12 protein-coding genes are annotated in these 18989 nt (G+C 59.9%); 4 read left to right on the plus strand and 8 right to left on the minus strand.

Features of this window, described 5'->3' with window-relative positions; all coding sequences use genetic code 11:
- Positions 1 to 11 precede the first annotated feature (11 nt).
- Complete coding sequence (locus ACP7E4_RS18790; RefSeq protein ID WP_426116858.1) at positions 12 to 2042, minus strand: alpha-1,4-glucan--maltose-1-phosphate maltosyltransferase; 2031 nt, start codon at positions 2040 to 2042, stop codon at positions 12 to 14.
- 346 nt (positions 2043 to 2388) lie between these two features.
- Here ACP7E4_RS18790 and ACP7E4_RS18795 point away from each other — a divergent pair, with 346 nt between their 5' ends.
- Complete coding sequence (locus ACP7E4_RS18795; protein ID WP_426116860.1) at positions 2389 to 2565, plus strand: hypothetical protein; 177 nt, start codon at positions 2389 to 2391, stop codon at positions 2563 to 2565.
- 62 nt (positions 2566 to 2627) lie between these two features.
- Here the strand turns inward: ACP7E4_RS18795 and ACP7E4_RS18800 are convergent, their stop codons facing one another.
- On the minus strand, positions 2628 to 3161 hold the full coding sequence (locus tag ACP7E4_RS18800; protein ID WP_426116862.1) for an MgtC/SapB family protein: 534 nt from the start codon (positions 3159 to 3161) through the stop codon (positions 2628 to 2630).
- Between the two features lie 172 nt (positions 3162 to 3333).
- On the opposite strand from ACP7E4_RS18800, the gene ACP7E4_RS18805 reads away from it, so the two are divergent.
- The 3 genes from ACP7E4_RS18805 (at position 3334) to mapR (ending at position 6663) form a co-directional block, all read left to right on the plus strand.
- A complete protein-coding gene (locus ACP7E4_RS18805) occupies positions 3334 to 3582 on the plus strand; it encodes a DUF3203 family protein (RefSeq protein ID WP_426116864.1) in 249 nt (82 codons plus the stop codon).
- A gap of 184 nt (positions 3583 to 3766) precedes the next feature.
- Positions 3767 to 5176, plus strand: coding sequence for a cytochrome c oxidase accessory protein CcoG (ccoG, locus tag ACP7E4_RS18810; protein WP_426116866.1), 1410 nt, complete (start codon positions 3767 to 3769; stop codon positions 5174 to 5176).
- 44 nt (positions 5177 to 5220) lie between these two features.
- Complete coding sequence (mapR, locus tag ACP7E4_RS18815; protein WP_426116868.1) at positions 5221 to 6663, plus strand: GntR family transcriptional regulator MpaR; 1443 nt, start codon at positions 5221 to 5223, stop codon at positions 6661 to 6663.
- On the opposite strand, the gene ACP7E4_RS18820 is transcribed toward mapR, so the two are convergent.
- The 6 genes from ACP7E4_RS18820 to ACP7E4_RS18845 form a co-directional block, all read right to left on the minus strand.
- Positions 6660 to 7406: an SDR family oxidoreductase gene (locus ACP7E4_RS18820; protein WP_426116870.1), complete on the minus strand. Its 747-nt coding sequence runs from the start codon at positions 7404 to 7406 to the stop codon at positions 6660 to 6662. The two genes, mapR and ACP7E4_RS18820, sit on opposite strands and share 4 nt — an antisense overlap.
- 125 nt (positions 7407 to 7531) lie before the next feature.
- Positions 7532 to 9631 carry a putative bifunctional diguanylate cyclase/phosphodiesterase gene (locus tag ACP7E4_RS18825; protein ID WP_426116872.1) on the minus strand — a complete coding sequence of 700 codons (2100 nt, stop codon included), beginning with the start codon at positions 9629 to 9631 and terminating at the stop codon, positions 7532 to 7534.
- A 220-nt stretch (positions 9632 to 9851) separates the two neighbouring features.
- Positions 9852 to 11333, minus strand: coding sequence for an efflux transporter outer membrane subunit (locus ACP7E4_RS18830; protein WP_426116874.1), 1482 nt, complete (start codon positions 11331 to 11333; stop codon positions 9852 to 9854).
- Positions 11330 to 14437 (minus strand): efflux RND transporter permease subunit, encoded by a 3108-nt coding sequence (locus ACP7E4_RS18835; protein WP_426116876.1) that lies wholly within the window; start codon positions 14435 to 14437, stop codon positions 11330 to 11332. The genes ACP7E4_RS18830 and ACP7E4_RS18835 overlap by 4 nt, the downstream gene beginning before the upstream one ends.
- A gap of 94 nt (positions 14438 to 14531) precedes the next feature.
- Positions 14532 to 17627 carry an MdtB/MuxB family multidrug efflux RND transporter permease subunit gene (locus ACP7E4_RS18840; RefSeq protein ID WP_426116878.1) on the minus strand — a complete coding sequence of 1032 codons (3096 nt, stop codon included), beginning with the start codon at positions 17625 to 17627 and terminating at the stop codon, positions 14532 to 14534.
- On the minus strand, positions 17624 to 18931 hold the full coding sequence (locus ACP7E4_RS18845) for an MdtA/MuxA family multidrug efflux RND transporter periplasmic adaptor subunit (RefSeq protein WP_426116880.1): 1308 nt from the start codon (positions 18929 to 18931) through the stop codon (positions 17624 to 17626). Before ACP7E4_RS18845 ends, ACP7E4_RS18840 begins: the two co-directional genes overlap by 4 nt.
- Positions 18932 to 18989: the final 58 nt, after the last annotated feature.

The following is an 18989-nucleotide window of genomic DNA, read 5'->3' on the forward strand; positions in this document are numbered from 1 at the left end:
GTCCCTGCTGCTTAATTCGTGGACTGGATACGCCAGATGCCGAAAGGCTGGTATGCCGGGTCAAGACGCGTGGTCTGGGTTTTCCCGTACCAGGTCCAGCGATGCCCGGTCATCAAATCTTCGCCGGAGGTTGCGGCATCGTCAGGCAGCCCCATTTCCCACAGCGGCAGTTCAAATTGCCCCTCTTGCACATTGAACGGATCAAGGTTGATGGCCACCAGAATGAAGTTGCTGCCATCTGCACTGCGCTTGCCGAAGTACAAAATATTGTCGTTCCAGACGTTATAAACCTTCAGGCCCAAGTGGGTCTGCAACGCCGGATTCTGGCGTCGGATACGATTCAATTGAGCGATTTCGGGGATGATATTGCCGGGCGCCGTAAAGTCTCGTGGACGCAGCTGGTATTTCTCCGAGTCCAGATACTCTTCCTTGCCCGGTACTGGCGCGGCTTCACACAGCTCGAAACCGGAATACATGCCCCACAAGCCGGAGCCCATGGTCGCCAGTGCCGCCCGTATCAGGAAGCCAGCACGCCCGGACTGCTGCAGGAACGGCGGGTTGATGTCCGGGGTATTGACGAAGAAGTTCGGACGGTAGCATTCGCGCCACGGCGACTCGTTGAGCTCGGTCAGGTACTCGGTCAATTCGGCCTTGGTGTTGCGCCAGGTGAAATAGGTGTAGCTCTGGGAGTAGCCGACCTTGCCCAGGCGCGCCATCATGCCCGGCTTGGTGAACGCCTCAGCCAGGAACATGACTTCCGGATGCTGACTGCGAATATCGGCAATCATCCATTGCCAGAAAGGCAGCGGTTTGGTGTGGGGATTGTCGACACGGAAAATCTTGACCCCTTCCTTGACCCAGCCCAGGACCACGTCGCGCAGCTCCAGCCAGAGGCTCGGAATCGCGTCAGGCGCATAGAAATCGACGTTGACGATGTCCTGATATTTTTTCGGCGGATTTTCCGCGTAGCGGATCGTGCCGTCCGGGCGCCAGGTGAACCAACCCGGATGTTGCTTGAGCCACGGGTGGTCCTGAGAACACTGAATGGCGAAATCCAGTGCGATCTCCAGACCATGCTCGGCAGCAGCGGCAACCAGATTACGGAAGTCCTCACGGCTACCCAATTGCGGGTGAATGGCATCGTGACCACCCTCCTCGCTGCCGATGGCATACGGGCTGCCCGGATCGTCAGGTCCGGCGGTCAGTGAGTTGTTCGGGCCTTTACGGTGCGAGCGGCCAATCGGGTGGATCGGCGGGAAATACAGCACGTCAAAGCCCATGTCGCGGATGGTGGGCAGACGCGAGTGAACATCGTTAAACGTGCCATGACGCTCGGGACTGTCGGTGATCGAGCGCGGAAACAATTCGTACCAGCTGGCAAACTGCGCGAGCTCTCGCTCCACATCCAGCGGAAACTCGACGCTGCGACTCAGGAACGCCTGATTATCAGCCTGCTCCATCAGCGCAGCCGTTTCACTGTGCAGCAACAACGCGACTTTTTCCTCGGCCTCGGCGGCTTCAAGCTCGCCAATCGCTGCTTTAATCTGCTGCTGCAGCTCGCCCTTGCTGCGTTCGGCGGCATGTTCCAGCTGAATACGACCTTCAATCAACTCCAGCTCGATTGAAACGCCGGCACTGAATTTTTTCTCTAGTTCATAGCGATAGCTGGCGAACTGATCGATCCAGGCCTCCAGGCGGAAGACGTGGCCCTTGACAGAGGTCGGGGTGAACTCACCGACCCAGTTGTCATTGACCAGCTCGCGCATCGACGCGGTGTGCCAATGGGCTTCATCGGCAGCACGCCAGCGAATCTTGACCGCCAGTTTATCGTGCCCGTCAGCGAATACCTTGCTGGTGACGGGGACTGGCTGGCCCACGATTGCCTTGGCGGCAAACAGCCCACCGTCGATCACCGGAGTCGTGTTTTCGATCACGATGCGCGGCAATTGCAAGGCTTGGGTCAGGGTTATAGGTCGAGCCGGGTGTTGGGTATCGGTGGCCAGGGAATCCGGACCAAATGGCTGATCGGCAGTCACATTCATCGAGCATCACTCCTCACGCCCCAGGGACGCTCCTGTGCGAATCCATGCAATAAAGGTTGCGTACAGCCCGAAACAGGCTGCTGGACAAAAATTTGGCAACCGGAGCAATTCATACTGACTCGTGTGATCCGGTCGCCTAGTTTCCGAGCGGTGCGGCAGGCTAAAAGTTCAAAGAGCTTTCAAGTGGACCGAGCACTGGCGCTTGTCAGCGTAGACACAACTGGAGAGGAACGTGGAGTCATCTGCAATAGCACGCTGTCCAAACCTTCGAGCCTGACGTGACCGCCATTGCTGGCAGGTCCTGCACGCCACACTCCACAGCGCATCCAATAGCAAGGTGAAGCCAATGAGCATTCCGATCCCGCCAGAAACGCCCGATCCGATGATTGATGATCCTGCATTGCCGGTACCCAAGCCTGATGAAGATCCGCCGCCGACCATGCCGCCGGTGATCCCGACGCCCATGGGCGATCCGCCAGCTGAAGAGCCGCCAGCGATTCTGGGCGAAGATTTCCCGGAGTAATTTTCCAGAGCAAAAAGCCCCGGCGTAAATAGCCCCCGGAGCAAACCGCTGAACGACAGCAGTCAGGGTTTTTCCGAGCCATCGTCCTTGTCGCGATTTTCCTCGGGTGGGTCGAGCCGGGCCACAATGGCCGGCATCAGACTGAGAATGCCCCAGGCCAGTATGGTGCTCAGCACTGCGGTGGCTTCACGTCCCATTCCCGCCGCGATGCCAATCGCGGCGGTCATCCACAGACCTGCGGCGGTCGTCAGCCCTTTGACCTGACCGGTCTGCTGCTCGCGTCCCTTGAGGATCGTGCCCGCACCGAGAAAACCGATGCCGGCCACAATGCCCTGGATAACCCGGCTCATTGCCGCATCGTCAGCCCCCGCCAGACGCGGCGCCAGGACAAACAACGCCGCCCCCATCGCCACCAGCATATGCGTGCGAACCCCGGCAGCCTTGCCCTTCTGCTCACGTTCAAAACCAAGAATCCCGCCCAGCAACGCGGCGATCAACAACCTGACCGTAACCCGGGTCAGCTGAGACGCATCGGTGATATCGGAGAATTCCTGTTGCAACGTGACGCCGACTTCGTGCCACCACGGGTGATCCATTGGAGCTCCTGCATCGAATAGTAAATAGAACACCACAGCCCCGCTCCTGCAGAGGACGTGCCACGTCTGAAATAGACAGCGCCTCCAGCCCGGAGTGCTGGCACACCGCTTAGAACGTTGCCCTCGGCAAGCGGTCGTAAACCAAGTAGGCCTCATTTCAAAGGAGTTCACCATGCCACTGGAATTTGATAGCACCAACGAACACTGTTCAGCAGAAATCGACGGCGTTCGGCGCAGCAGCCGGGTGGTCGACATTGCGATCACCACCAATGATGCGACACATATGTCCGAGGCCGAGATCGATGGGATAAAAGTACCCATTACCGAGGCTGAAGCGGATGCGCTGACCATCTACAAGGCCAAGGATCTGCGCCACCACACGGTGGACCGCGACCCCGAGGATCCACTGACGGTCGTTTGATCCAGCACAGCCCGGCAGTCGACGGATTGACTCAGATCACGCTGACTGCCGCTTTGCTTGCATCCCGTAAACATTGCCCGAAACCTCATCTGATACGGTTTTTTATCGTCAAGCTGAATCTGTTTTGAATACAGACCGGCGCGCATAGTCTCGTCACCTGATTAGCGGCAGATGAGTACTTGGCATGAGCGACAGAATCCCCGTACAGAGCATTGAGCCCGGCCAACCGGTTCGTTCCAGATCCCGGCCAACATCCGGCAGCCTGATCCACACCCGCAGTTTTACCGGCCTGTTCCGCTCCCTGCGTTTGAGTGGTACCGGGCTGCTTTTCCTGCTGTTCTTCGGCACGGCCTGGCTGCAATGGGGCAATCGCCAGGCGGTCTTGTGGGACCTGGCCGAGAGCAAGTTTCATATATTCGGCGCCACGTTCTGGCCGCAGGACTTCATCCTGCTCTCCGCGCTGCTGATCATTTGTGCATTCGGACTGTTTGCTATCACTGTGTTTGCGGGACGGGTCTGGTGTGGTTACACCTGCCCACAGAGTTCCTGGACGTGGATTTTCATGTGGTGCGAAAAGCTCACCGAAGGCGAACGTCACCAGCGTATCAAGCTTGAGGCCGCGCCCTGGGGCGTCGACAAACTGCTGCGCCGTTCGGCCAAACACACGTTGTGGCTGCTGATCAGCGTGCTGACCGGCCTGACCTTCGTCGGCTATTTCACGCCCATCCGCCCGCTTGCCGAGGAGTTGCTGACTCTGGAAATGGGCGGTGTCAGCCTGTTCTGGGTGGTGTTCTTTACGGCGGCCACCTACATCAATGCCGGCTGGCTGCGCGAAGCGGTGTGTCTGCATATGTGTCCGTATGCGCGATTCCAGAGCGTGATGTTCGATCAGGACACCTTGACCGTTGCTTATGATCCGGCGCGCGGCGAACAGCGCGGACCGCGCAAGCGCGAAGCCGATCCGGCGGCATTGGGCCTGGGCGACTGCATTGACTGCCAGGTCTGCGTTCAGGTCTGCCCCACCGGTATAGATATTCGCGACGGCTTGCAAATGGAATGCATCGGTTGTGCAGCGTGCATCGACGCCTGTGATTCGATCATGGACAAAATGGGCTACGAACGCGGCCTGGTACGTTATGCCTCCGAGCGGGAATTGGAAGGCGGCACGACCCATCTGCTGCGCCCGCGTCTGCTGGGTTACTGCGCGGTGCTGCTGCTGATGATCGGCGCCCTGGCCCTGGCACTGATTGAACGGCCCATGGTGTCCCTGGACGTCAGTAAGGATCGCGGCCTGTTTCGGGAAAACAGCGAGGGCCAGATCGAGAATATCTATAGCCTGAAGATCATCAACAAGACCCAGCACACACAGCACTACCGGCTGGCCCTCGCTGACAGCCCGGGCTTCGAACTGCATGGCAAGACCGACCTGAGCCTGGCCGCCGGGGAAATCACCGACTTGCCAGTGTCCGTAGCAATGCTGGCCGAACGACCCGGCAGCAGCTCCCAGACTATTGCCTTCGAGGTGGTCGATCAGGATCAGCCTGAAATCCGCAGCCTGGCGACCAGTCGCTTCGTTGCACCTCTGAACCGTTGATCGAGTAGCGTATGCTTTGCACGCCCTCCAGCCCGCGAGACACCATGAAGCGCTACGAGAAGTACGCCGACGATATTGCCGAGTTGATTCGCAGCGGCGTCCTCGCGCCCGGTGCGCGAGTGCCGTCGGTGCGTTACGCCAGCCAGGCCCACGGCATCAGTCCCTCGACAGTGTTCCAGGCCTATTACCTGCTGGAGCGCCGTGGCCTGATTCGCGCCAGGCCGCGCTCGGGTTATTTCGTTAACCCCAGCGTTCTCGTGCAGCCGGCGCAGACGCTCCGCGAGCCGCAGGTCAGCGAATCCACGGAGGTGGACGTCAGCGAACTGGTGTTCTCGGTACTGGACTCTATCAAGGACCCAAATACCGTGCCGTTCGGATCGGCGTTCCCCAGCCCGCTGCTATTTCCGCTGCAACGCCTGTCCCGCTCCCTGGCCAGTGCCAGCCGGGACATGGACCCGCGCATGGTCGTCACCGACATGTCGCCGGGGCACCCGCAGTTGCGTCGGCAAATCGCCCTGCGCTATTTAGTCAACGGCACGGTCGGCGGCCTGATGCTGCCCATGGAAGAGCTGCTGATCACCAACGGAGCGCTGGAAGCGCTGAACCTGTGCCTGCAAGCCGTCACTGAGCCGGGCGATCTGGTGGCAATCGAAGCGCCAGCGTTCTACGCCTGCCTGCAAGTGCTGGAACGTTTGAAACTCAAGGCGGTAGAGATTCCGGTGCATCCCCAGGACGGCATCGACCTGGGCATTCTGGCGCAAACCCTGGAACGCTATCCGGTCAAGGCCGTCTGGTGCATGACCAGTTTCCAGAATCCCAGCGGCGCCTTGATGCCTGAGGCACGCAAACGCGAATTGGTCGAGCTGCTGCGCGAGCATCAGGTGCCACTGATCGAAGACGACGTGTACGCCGAGCTGTATTACGGGCCGCATGCGCCGAAACCCGCCAAGGCTTTCGATACCGATGGACTGGTGATGCATTGCGGATCGTTTGCCAAGAGCCTTGCCCCGGGTTACAGAATCGGCTGGGTAGCGGCAGGACGTTATGCGCAGAAAATCGAACGACTCAAATTGATGACATCGCTGTGCGCTTCGATGCCAGCACAGGCGGCCATCGCCGATTATCTCGAACACGGGGGCTATGACCGTCATCTGCGCAAGCTGCGCTACGCCCTGGAAGATCAGCAACGCGCCATGCTCGCGGCCATCGGTCGCTATTTCCCGGCGCAAACCCGGGTCAGCCAGCCAGTAGGCGGTTATTTTCTCTGGCTGGAGTTACCCGACTCAGTGGACTCGTTGCAGGTATTCAGGATTGCACTGGCCCAAGGCATCAGCATCGCGCCAGGACCGATATTTTCCCCGACCCAACGCTTTGCGCATTGCATCCGCCTCAACTACGGCAGCCCGTGGAACGACGCAGCGGAAAAGGCCATGGAAACCCTGGGCCGGATCGTGCGCTCGATGCTTGTGGCACCGGAGCCCGCTTAGCGTCCACCCGCCAGATCAATGAAAGTTCCGGTGGCATACGACGCTTTTTCCGACAACAGCCAGACAATCGCTTCGGCGACCTCTTCAGCCGCACCGCCACGGCCCATGGGAATCCCCGGCTCCAGCTTGCTGACCCGAAACGGGTCGCCGCTCAAGGCGTGAAAGTCGGTAAAGATATAACCCGGCCGCACTGCATTGACCCGAATCCCCTCGCCCGCCACTTCTTTGGACAACCCGATGGTGAAGGTGTCCAGTGCGCCCTTGGAAGCTGCGTAGTCAACGTATTCACCGGCTGAACCCAGGCGAGACGCCGCCGAGGAGACGTTGACGATGCTGCCGCCCTTGCCGCCATGGCGCGGCGACATACGCAACAACGCGTGCTTGCTGCACAGCATTGGTCCGACCACGTTACTCATCATCATCTTCAGCAAGCGAAACTCGGACATCTCTTCGACGCGAGACGCATGGGCGACGGTTGCGGCATTGTTGACCAGATGCGTGACGCGCCCCAGATCAGCATCGATACGACTGAACAGACGGATGATTTCGTCTTCATTGCTGACATCGGCCTGAACCGTGATTGCCTGGGCGCCCAATTCCCGGACCTGACCGCAGACCCGTTCGGCAGCCGTGTGATCGGACAGGTAGTTGATACAGATTCGATAACCCTGAGCGGCGGCAAGCAAGGCCGTAGCGGCACCGATACCCCGTGAACCTCCAGTGATGAGCAGAATTTTGTCCATTATCTTCTCGTGACGTGTTTCAGAAACCGATTGTGAGTGCCTGCTGCCCCGACGAGCCCGGCAGGGAGGCGGCAAACCATGATCCTGCCAGCGATCAACCATAAACGCCACCACCAGCGACGCACTTACTTCTCAGTCTGGACCGTCTGAAACTTGCGCGCCTCGGCGGCGTGGATATCGGCGATGAACTGCGCAGCGGGCAGCGGATGTCCCAGCAAGAATCCTTGCAAGGAATCACAGCCTAGCCGGGTCAGGAAATTCTGCTGCCGATCGGTTTCGACGCCTTCCGCCACGATACGCAGATTCAGCGCCTGACCCAGGGCGACGATGGCCGAGACAATGGCCGCGTCATCGCTGTCGTGCTCCAGATCCCGAACAAAACCACGGTCGATTTTAAGCTCGTTGGCAGGCAACCGCTTGAGGTACATCAGGCTTGAATAACCCGTGCCGAAGTCGTCGATGGACAAGTCGACACCCATGTCCGACAACTGTTGCAACACCATCATGCTGGCGTCGGCGTCGTTCATGGCAGTGGTTTCCGTGATTTCCAGGGTCAGGCTGTTAGGCGGCAGTTGATGACGCCTCAGGGCCTGAGCAACGATATCCACCAGATTGGCATGGCAGAACTGCAGCGCAGACAGGTTAACCGCCACGCGCCAATGGGTGTAACCCATCTCAAACCACACGCGCATCTGCCGGCAGGCCTCGTTCAGCACCCATTCGCCAATGGGAATGATCAAACCGGTCTTTTCCGCGAGGCCGATGAACGTGTCCGGCAACAGAATGCCCTTTTGCGGATGTGCCCAGCGCAACAACGCTTCAGCACCAATCGGCAGACCGCTGATGGCGTCGAATTTGGGCTGGTAATACAGGCAAAAATCATTCTGCTTGAGGCCCGCGCGCAAATCCTGCAACAGCTCAAGCTGAATGCGCGCATTGGTGTTCATGGTGGCATCGAAGAACGTGTAACCATTCTTGCCCGAGTGCTTGGCGTGGTACATCGCGGCGTCGGCGTTCATCAGCAATTCCTGCTGCGTATTACCACTTCCAGGATAAAGGCTGATCCCGATACTGACCGAGATCTGCAAGGCCTGCTCCGCGACCCGGAACGGCTGAGCGATGACATTGACCTGACGCGCCGCGATCCTGGCCGCGTCTGCAATGTCATCCAGCTCGACCAGCAACACGAACTCATCGCCACCAATGCGCGCCAGCGTGTCGTGGCGATGCAGATTGGAACGCAGACGCAAGCCCACTTCGCGCAACAACTGGTCGCCCACATGATGGCCGAAGGCATCGTTGACCGGTTTGAAGCCGTCCAGATCCATGAACATCAGCGCAAAACGACCACCTACTGCGTCTACCTTGCGCATTGCCTGTTCGATTTTTTCGGCCAGCAACACGCGATTCGGTAAACCGGTCAAGGTGTCATGCAGCGCCAGATGCGTCAGTTCGCGATTGGCTTCGGTGAGTGACTGGGACAACGCAGCCGTGCGGGTTCGCAAATGCGCATCCAGAACCAAGACCAGCAGCGTGATAGTCAATATCGCCAGAACCGTGACCAGCACCAGTGAATCCAGGCCATCGGCGCGCATTCCATTATTCAGTGCGCCGCAGACGCTGCCGTCGGCAAAACTTGCCGCCGCCATGGCGATGTAATGCATACCGATGATAGCCCCGCCCATCACCAGCGCTGCCAGCAATCGCACCGTGCGCGCATAGGCAGTCTGCTGGCGCAGGCGCATTGCGATCCACAGCGCCACAGCCGATGCCGCAATGGCGACCAGCACCGAAGTCACGACCGTTACGACGTCGTAGGTGATATCCGGCTGCATGCGCAGCGCGGCCATGCCGGTGTAGTGCATCGCGCTGATGCCAGCGCCCATGAACAACGCCCCGAGCCCCAGCAGCAGCCGGGGCAAGGCAGGCTGGCTCACCAACCACAGGGCAAAACCGGAGGATAAGATGGCGATCAGCATCGAAAGCAGAGTAATCGGCAGATCGAATGCCAGTTCGATAGGCAGATGAAACGCCAACATCCCGATGAAATGCATGGCCCAGATGCCAATGCCCATGGAAAACGCGCCACCACCGATCCACGCCAGCAAAGCACGACCCTGGGACGTCGCAATGCGCCCGGCAAGATCCAGCGCGGTGTAGGACGCAAGGATGGCAACGAAGATGGAAACCAGAACTAGCGAAGGAGTGTATTGACCAATCAACATGAGCGGCTCGCGGCGTAGAACAACGAGCTAATCCATGCCCAGTCAGAGCCGCGGGATTCTACGCAGTTTCCGACAAATGTCGCGGTCCGTCGTCGCAAATGTGGCGCATAGCCATTAATAATTTCCCGCGCTCTGAACCTTAGCCTGAAAAACCCGCAAAGCCCCGGAATACGAGGCCTCAAGCATCATCTTTCGAAGCAATCTTGACGCCAGTGACCCGTCAGTCTTGCAGTTTCAGGCCGCTGTCAGACTCCCAACCGCCGCCCAGTGCCGCGATCAACTGCACGCTGGCAATCAGGCGACTTTGCAGCAAGGTCAGCACGCTGCGTTCGTTGCTCAGCGCGGTGGTCTGGACATTGACCACGTCCAGATAACCGATCAGACCGGCCTTGTACTGATTGCTGGTCAAACGCAACGAATCACGAGCCGCAGCCAATGCTTCGGCGCGCACGCCCGCCTCTTCCTCGTAGACCTTGAGCTGCACCAAGTAGTTTTCCACCTCCTGGAACCCGTTCAGCACCGTTTGCCGATACTGCGCCACGGTCTGATCGTAGACCGCTTCGGTGCGATCGACTTCAGCCGAGCGTTGCCCGCCGTCGAACAGGGTCATTGCCAACTGCGGGCCAACTGACCAGAAGCGATTTGGCAGACTGATCCAGTTGGCGAAGGTACTGCTGCTGTAGCCGCCACTCAGGCTCAGGGTCAGGTCTGGATAATAAGCCGCCTTGGCGATGCCGATATTGGCGTTGGCCGCCATGACCGAACGCTCGGCCGCCGCGATGTCAGGCCGCCGCTCAAGCAACTGTGAAGGCAAGCCGACCGGAATCGCTGGTAGCGCCGGAATCGACGTGCTCGCCGCCAGATTGAAGTCCGCTGGCGCCTGACCCATCAGCACGGCGATGGCGTTCTCGAACTGAGCGCGTTGCCACATCAGATCAATCAAATCGGCTTGTGTGCTTTTCAGCTGGGTTTGCGCCTGCGCCACCGCATCGCGTCCGGAAATGCCCGCACGGTATTGGTTTTGGGTCAAGGTCAAGGAACGCTGGTACGCATCGACCGTGGCTTCAAGCAGACGCTTTTGTTCGTCGATGACGCGCAATTGCAGGTAATTCTGCACCAGTTCCGATTGCAGGCTCAGCTGCATGGCGGCCAGATCGCCAAGGCTCGCCTGGGCGCTGGCCGTATCAGCCTCCAGCCCGCGCCGCAGCTTGCCCCAGATGTCGGCTTCCCAGCTGACGCCCAGTTGCGCGTTGTAGGTATCGCGAATCCCGCTGCTGGAACTGCTCAGGCTCGAACTGCTGCTGCCGGTGCCCTGGCTGGAGCGGTTTTTACTGGTGGTCAGGTCGAGAGTCGGAAAGAACGCGCCCCGTGAGCTGCGGACCAACGCCTTGGCCTGGCGGTATTGCGCCTCATATTGGGCGACGGTCTGGTTGGAACTGTTGAGTTTTTCCACCAGCCCGTTGAGCTGTGCGTCCCCGTACAACTCCCACCAGGCGCCACGGGCCAGCGAATCACTTGGCGTGGCCTGACGCCAGCCCTGCGCGGCCTTGAACTGTACCGGAGCCGCCATCTCAGGCTTGTGATAATCCGGGCCGACCGCGCAGGCACTCAAGAGCAGAACGCACAGCCCCAGGCCCAGACCACGCGCGGCATTGCGCGCAGGCCATTGTTTGACGGCTTTGATTTTCTGGCGTTCGGTCATAGCGGAGTTTCCAAAGCAGCATCGGTGCGCACGCCGCGCCACTTGTTGAAACGGTGGCGCAGACGGTCGAGGTAAAGGTAAACCACCGGGGTGGTGTAAAGAGTCAGGATCTGGCTGACGACCAGCCCGCCAATAATCGTCAAGCCCAGCGGCCGGCGCATTTCCGCGCCTTCAGCACTGCTCAGCAATAACGGCAGCGCACCGAGAATGGCCGCCAGGGTCGTCATCAGAATCGGCCGCAGACGTTGCAGGCAGGCACTGCGGATCGACTCCAGCGGCGTCATCCCGCCGTGACGTTCCAGTTGCAGCGCCAGGTCGATCATCAGGATCGCGTTCTTCTTCACCACGCCGATCAGCAGGAATAACCCGAGCAGGGAAATCAGACTGAACTGCCCGCCCAGCACATAGATACTGAGCAACGCGCCGACACCTGCCGACGGCAGCGTGGAGAGAATCGTCAAAGGGTGAATGTAGCTTTCATAAAGAATACCGAGCACCAGATAAACCGCCAGCAACGCGCCGAGAATCATCCACGGCTGGCTCTTCTGGGTCGCGGCGAACGCGTCAGCAGTGCCGGCCATTTTCGCGATTACATCTGACGGCAAACCCACTGCCGCCACTGCGCGTTCGATCGCCACGGTGGCGTTATCGAGGCTGACCCCTTCGGCCAGGTCGAACGACACGCTGTCCGAAGCGAACTGCCCTTCATGGGAAACCCGGTCGTTTTCGAGGCTGCGTTCATAGTGGGCAATGCTCGATAGCGGCACACGCTGACCATCGGCGGTAATCACCTGAACCTGCTCCAGGGTGACCGGGTCCTGGGCGTATTTCGGATTGACCTCCATCACTACCTGATACTGGTTCAGGCTGTCGTAGATGGTGGACACCTGGCGCTGGCTGTAGGCGTTATTGAGCACCGAGGTGACCATGTTCATGTCGATGCCCAGGTGCTTGGCGGTGTCTCGGTCGACTTGCAAGGTCACCTGTTGCGCGCCGCGGCCTTCGCGGGCGTCGATGGCGGTCAGTTCCGGCAAGGATTTGAGCGCCGCGACCACTTTCGGATACCACTCGCGCAGACTGCCCAGATCGCCGCTTTGCAGAATGTACTGATATTGCGAAGTGGTCTGCTCGCGGCCGCCGCCCAGCTGTAAATCCTGGTCAGGCATCAGGAACACCCTGCCCCCCGGCACCTTGGGCATTGTTTTGCGCAGGCGCTCGACGACCTGTTCTGCGGATATCTTGCGCTCCTGAATGTTCTTCAGGCGCACGATCATGAAAGCGTTGTTGGTGCCGTTGTTGCCGCCGATGAAGCCGGCGACGGTATCGACTGCCGGGTCGGCCATCACTGCGCGCCGGAATATTTCCATCTTGGGCTGCATGACGGAAAACGACAGGCCATCGTCGCCCCGCACAAAGCCGATCAACTGCCCGGTATCCTGGGTCGGCAGGAACGTCTTGGGCACTACCACATACAGCGCGATGTTCACGCCGATGGTGATCAGCAGGCTGAGCAGCGTCAGCCGGCGATGGCGCAGGACCCAGCCCAGGCTGCGGTCATAACCATCGACCATGCGGTCGTTGATGCGCTGGCTCCAGCGTTGCAAGGCGTTTTCTTCGCCAGACACATGCGGCTTGAGCCAGCGGGCGCAGAGCATCGGCGTCAAGGTCAGGGACACCACCAGCGAAACGATGATCGACACCGACAGCGTGATGGAGAACTCGCGGAACAGACTTTCGACCAGCCCGCCCATGAACAGGATCGAAATGAACACCGCGACCAGCGATACGTTCATCGACAGCAACGTGAAGCCCACTTCCTTGGCGCCCAGATAAGCCGCCTGCATCGGCGCAACGCCCTTGTCGATATGCCGGGAAATGTTTTCCAGGACGACGATGGCGTCATCCACCACCAGACCCGTGGCGAGAATCAGCGCCATCAGCGACAGGTTATTCAGGGAAAATCCGCACAGGTACATGATCGCGAAGGTGCCGACCAATGAAACCGGAACCGCCAATGTCGGAATCAGTGATGCGCGGAAATTGCCAAGGAACAGGAACACCACCAGGATCACCAGCACTACGGCGATCAGCAGGGTCATTTCTGCTTCATGCAGCGTGGCCTTGATGACCGGCGAGCGGTCCAGGGCCACTTCGAGCTTGACGCTGGCCGGCATCACCGCTTCCAGCGCCGGCAGCTGCGCGCGAATCTGCGCCACGGTTTCGATGATATTCGCCCCGGCCTGGCGGTTGATCACCAGCAGCACGGCGGCCTTGTCGTTGAAATAACCGGCGTTGTAGCGATCTTCCACGGCGTCGCTGACCTTGGCCACATCCTTGAGCCGCAATGCCGCGCCATCCTGATAGCGAATGATCAGCGGCTCGTAATCCTTGGCCTTTTCCAGCTGGTCATTGGCCTGGACTTGCCAGTTGCTCTCGGCGGTTTCCACCGAACCTTTGGGCCGTCGCACGTTGGCGCCGGTAATGGTCGTGCGCACTTCGTCGAGGGAAACGCCGTACTGATTGAGCAATTGCGGCTCAAGTTCAACGCGCACGGCGGGCAGCGAACTGCCGCCAATCTGCACCTCGCCGACGCCGGTAACCTGAGACAAGCTTTGCGACAGGATGGTCGACGCAAGATCGTAAAGCTGGCCTTTTTCCAGGACATCAGAGGTCAGCGCCAGGACCATGATCGGCGCCTGGGACGGGTTGACCTTCTTGTAGGTCGGCATGCTGCGCATACCGCTGGGCAGCAGATTGCGCGACGCATTGATTGCCGCCTGCACCTCGCGCGCCGCACCGTTGATGTCGCGATCCAGATCGAATTGCAGAATCACCCGTGTCGAGCCCTGGCTCGAACGGCTGCTCATGGTGTTGACCCCGGCGATGGTGCCCAGCGACCGCTCCAGTGGCGTGGCCACGCTGGACGCCATGATTTCCGGGCTGGCGCCCGGCAGGCTGGCGGACACCACGATCACCGGGAAGTCCATGTTCGGCAGCGGCGCCACCGGCAGCAGGCCAAAACTGACGCCACCCAGCAACATGATCGCCAGACTCAGCAGCATGGTCGCCACCGGCCGGCGGATGAATGGGCCGGAGAGGTTCATGGGCGTAAGCTCCGAGCGGCAAGCCACAAGCTAAAAGAGCATAAGCCTTGTGCTTTAAGCTTGTAGCTAAAGGCTTGCCGCTTGAGACTGAGCATCACCCCGCCACCTCAGCCTTCTCCGAACGACCGAAACGACGTCCCAATCGATCGAAGTACAGGTAAATCACTGGCGTGGTGAACAGCGTCAGCACCTGGCTGAGCATCAAGCCGCCGACCATCACCAGACCCAGCGGCTGACGCAGTTCAGCGCCGGAGCCGGTCGCCAGCATCAGCGGCACGGCGCCGAACAGGGCCGCCATGGTAGTCATCAGGATCGGCCGGAAGCGCAACAGCGCCGCTTCGTAGATGGCCGTTTCCGGATCCACACCCCGGTTACGCTCGGCGTCGAGGGCGAAGTCGATCATCATGATCGCGTTCTTCTTGACGATCCCGATCAACAGAATGATGCCAATGATGGCGATCATGCCCAGATCATTGCCGCTGATCAGCAACGCCAGCAGCGCGCCCACCGCTGCCGAGGGTAACGTGGACAGAATGGTGATCGGGTGGATGTAACTTTCGTACAGCACGCCCAGCACGATGTACATCGTGATCACTGCTGCAAGAATCAACAGCAGCGTGCTGGATAACGACGCCTGAAACGCCTGCGCCGCGCCTTGAAACTCGGTCTGCACACCGGTCGGCATGCCAATGTCCTGCTGGGTTTGCTCGATGATCTCCACCGCCGCCCCCAAAGCCACGCCCGGCGCCAGGTTGAACGACATCATCACCGCCGGGAATTGCCCCAAATGGGTAATCGCCAGTTGTGCCTGGCGCTGCTCGATGCGCGCCAGACTCGACAGTTTGACCTGCACGCCATCGGTGGTCTTGACGTGAATCTGCTCCAGCGCCTGCGGCCCCAGCTCGCCCGCCGAATCGGCCTGAAGTACCACTCGGTACTGGCTGGCCTGGGTGTAAATCGTCGAGATCTGCCGCTGGCCGAAGGCGTCATACAGCGCATCGGTAATATTGGCCACCGTCACCCCGACACGGCTGGCCGCATCGCGATCGATCAGCAGGTAAACCTGCAACCCCTTGTCCTGCAAGTCGCTGGCGACATCCGTCAGTTCGGTGCGTTTGCTCAGCGCGTCGACCAGCTTGCCGCTCCACAGCGCAAGCATGTCGGCGTCCGGCGACGACATGCTGAACTGATACTGCGTGCGGCTGACGCGATCCTCGATGGTCAAGTCCTGCACCGGCTGCATGAACAGGCGAATCCCGGACAGCTTGTCGAGCTGCGGCTGCAAGCGCTGGATGATCTGCGTTGCGTCCAGATCCCGCTGGTTATGCGACTTGAGATTGATCAGGAAGCGCCCGCTGTTGAGCGTGGTGTTGTCGCCGTCGACGCCGATATACGACGACAGGCTGACCACAGCCGGATCCTGCAGAATGATTTTTGCCAGGGATTGCTGGCGCTCGCTCATGGCGGCGAATGAAACCGACTGCGGCGCTTCGGAAATACCCTGAATCACGCCAGTGTCCTGCACCGGGAAAAACCCTTTGGGCACGATCATGTACAGAAATACCGTCAACGCCAGGGTCCCAACGGCCACCAGCAAGGTCAGCGGCTGATGCTTAAGCACCCAGCGTAATTTGCGCCCGTAAGCCTCGATCAACCAGTCCAGCCAGGCACCGCTGGCGCGGTAGAAACGGCTTTGCTCTTCAGGTTTGGGTTCGCGCTTGAGCAGACGCGCGCACATCATCGGCGTCAGGGTTAGCGACACCACCAGCGAAATCAGGATCGCCACCGCCAGGGTGATGGCGAACTCACGGAACAGCCGCCCGACCACGTCCGCCATGAACAGCAACGGGATCAGCACCGCAATCAACGAAATGGTCAGGGACACCAGCGTAAAGCCAATCTGTTTCGCGCCCTTGAGTGCCGCCTGCATCGGCGACTCGCCCTCCTCGATATGCCGGGAAATGTTCTCCAGCATCACAATCGCATCGTCGACCACAAAGCCGGTAGCGATGGTCATGGCCATCAAGGTCAGGTTGTTGACCGAGAAACCGGCCAGATACATCACGCCAAAAGTACCGACCAGTGACAGCGGCACAGCAATCGAGGGAATGATCGTCGCGCTGAAACGGCGCAGGAACAGGAACGTCACCAACACCACCAACACAATGGCGATCAACAGCTCGTGCTGCACGTCGGTCACCGAGGCGCGAATGGTTTGCGTGCGGTCGGTCAGAACCACGACATCCAGACCGGCCGGCAGGTTATCGGTGATGCTCGGCAACAAGGCCTTGATGCGATCCACCACTTCGATCACGTTCGCGCCGGGCTGGCGCTGGATATTGAGCAGTACCGCCTGGTTTTCATTAGCCCAGGCCGCCAGACGCTCGTTTTCCGCACCGTCGACAATCTGCGCCACATCTTTCAGACGCAGTGGACCGCCGTCTTTATAGGCGAGGATCAGATTGGCGTATTCCTCGGGCGACTTGAGCTGGTCGTTGGCGTCGAGCATCGACACCCGGGTCGGGCCATCGAAGTTACCCTTGGGCTGATTGACGTTGGACGCACCCACCAGAGTCCGTACATCAGCCAGATTCAAGCCAGCCGCCGCCAGGGCATCAGGATTGACCTTGATGCGCACCGCCTGACGCTGACCGCCGGCGATGCTGACCATGCCGACGCCGCTGATCTGCGCGATCTTCTGCGCCATGCGCGTATCGACCAGATCGTTGAGCTTGGGCAACAGCATGGTTTTGGAGGTGATCGCCAGGGTCAGCACCGGCGTATCGGCCGGGTTGACCTTGTTGTACACCGGCGGCGCGGGCAGATCGGTCGGCAGCAGATTGGTCGCGCCGTTGATCGCCGCCTGCACTTCCTGCTCGGCGACGTCCATGTTGATTTCAAGGCTGAAGCGCAGGGTGATGACCGATGCGCCGCCAGAGCTGGTCGACGCCATCTGGGTCAAGCCCGGCATCTGCCCGAACTGACGTTCAAGCGGCGCAGTGACCGCGCTGGTCATCACTTGAGGACTCGCCCCCGGATACAGGGTCATGACGCGGATGGTCGGATAATCCACCTGCGGCAAGGCCGAAACCGGCAGCAATTTGTAGGCAATCAAACCGGCCAGCACCAGCGCCAGCATGCTGAGCGTGGTGGCTACCGGGCGCAGGATGAACAGCCGTGAGATGTTCATGCGTGGTCTTTTTCCGCCTTGTCAGCCGCTGCCGATTCGCCGGATTCCTTCGATGGCTTGCCTTGCAACTGCTGGCCTGGAGTGCTTGGCACATCCTTACTGTCATTGACGATTTCGACGTCGCTGCCGTCGCGCAAGCGGTCAGTGCCTTCCAGCACTACCCGATCACCGGCGGCCAGACCTTCATTGATCACGGTTGACTGCTCGTCGCTCGGGCCGGTCTTGAGGCCGCGCACCTTGACCTTCTTGTCGCCGTCCATGACATAGACAAAGGTGCCATTGGTTCCGAACTGCACCGCTGCGGTCGGCACCAGCACTGCTTGCTTCAGGGTGTCGGCGCGCAGGCGCACATTGACGAACTGATTGGGGAACAGCACTTCGTCCTGGTTCTCGAAACGCGCCTTGAATTTCAGGGTGCCGGTGGCGACATCGATCTGGTTGTCGAGACTGGCGAGAACGCCGTTGGCCTGCAGCTTCACATCGCCGCGATCCCAGGCTTCCACGGGCAGCTTGTCGCCGCTGCGATAACGCGCAATGACCGCCGACAGGTCCTTCTCCGGCAAGGTGAAATTCACTGTGATCGGCTTGGTCTGGGTAATGATCACCAGCGCAGTGGTGTCATTGGCGGCCACGAGGTTGCCGACGTCCAGTTGCTTGAGCCCGGTGCGGCCGGCAATCGGTGCCCGAATGCGGGTGAAGTCCAGATTGAGCTTGGCGTCGCCCACCGCTGCCTGATTGGTCTTGATCGTGCCCTGATACTGATTCACCAGCGACTCGGCGGTGTCCAGCGTCTGCTTGGCGATACTGTCTTCGGCGTACAGCCCGCGATAACGTTGCACATCAAGCTGGGCGTTTTTCAACAATGCCTGGTTGGTGGCCAGCGTACCTTCGGCCTGCTGCAAAGCGATCTGGTAACTGCGCGGGTCAATCTCGGCCAGCAAATCGCCAACCTTGACCATCTGGCCTTCCTGGAAGTTGAGCTTGACCAATTCCCCAGCGACCCGGCTGCGCACATTGATGGTGTTCATCGCCGTCACGGTGCCCAACGCTTTGTAGTAGATCGGGAAATCCCCGAGCACCGCAGGCGCTACACGCACCGGAACGGGCCCGGTCGCGCCGCCAAAGCCAGGTCGCGCCGGGCTCGCCTTCGCCGCACTGGCTGATCTGCTGGCGCCAGAACCTTTGCCAGCATCCTTATTGGCGGCAGAGGACGGCCAGAACCACCAGCACAGGCCGATGATCACCAACAGGACAAGCAGACTGATCAGCCAGCGGCGGGAACTACGGGAACCAGACAATTGCATGAATAATCAACCAATGCGGATGGGGCTTCTTCAGGAGTTGAACAATAAGCACAGACGG

The sequence above is a fragment of the Pseudomonas sp. DSP3-2-3 genome (genome assembly GCF_049898225.1).
Lineage (GTDB): Bacteria > Pseudomonadota > Gammaproteobacteria > Pseudomonadales > Pseudomonadaceae > Aquipseudomonas.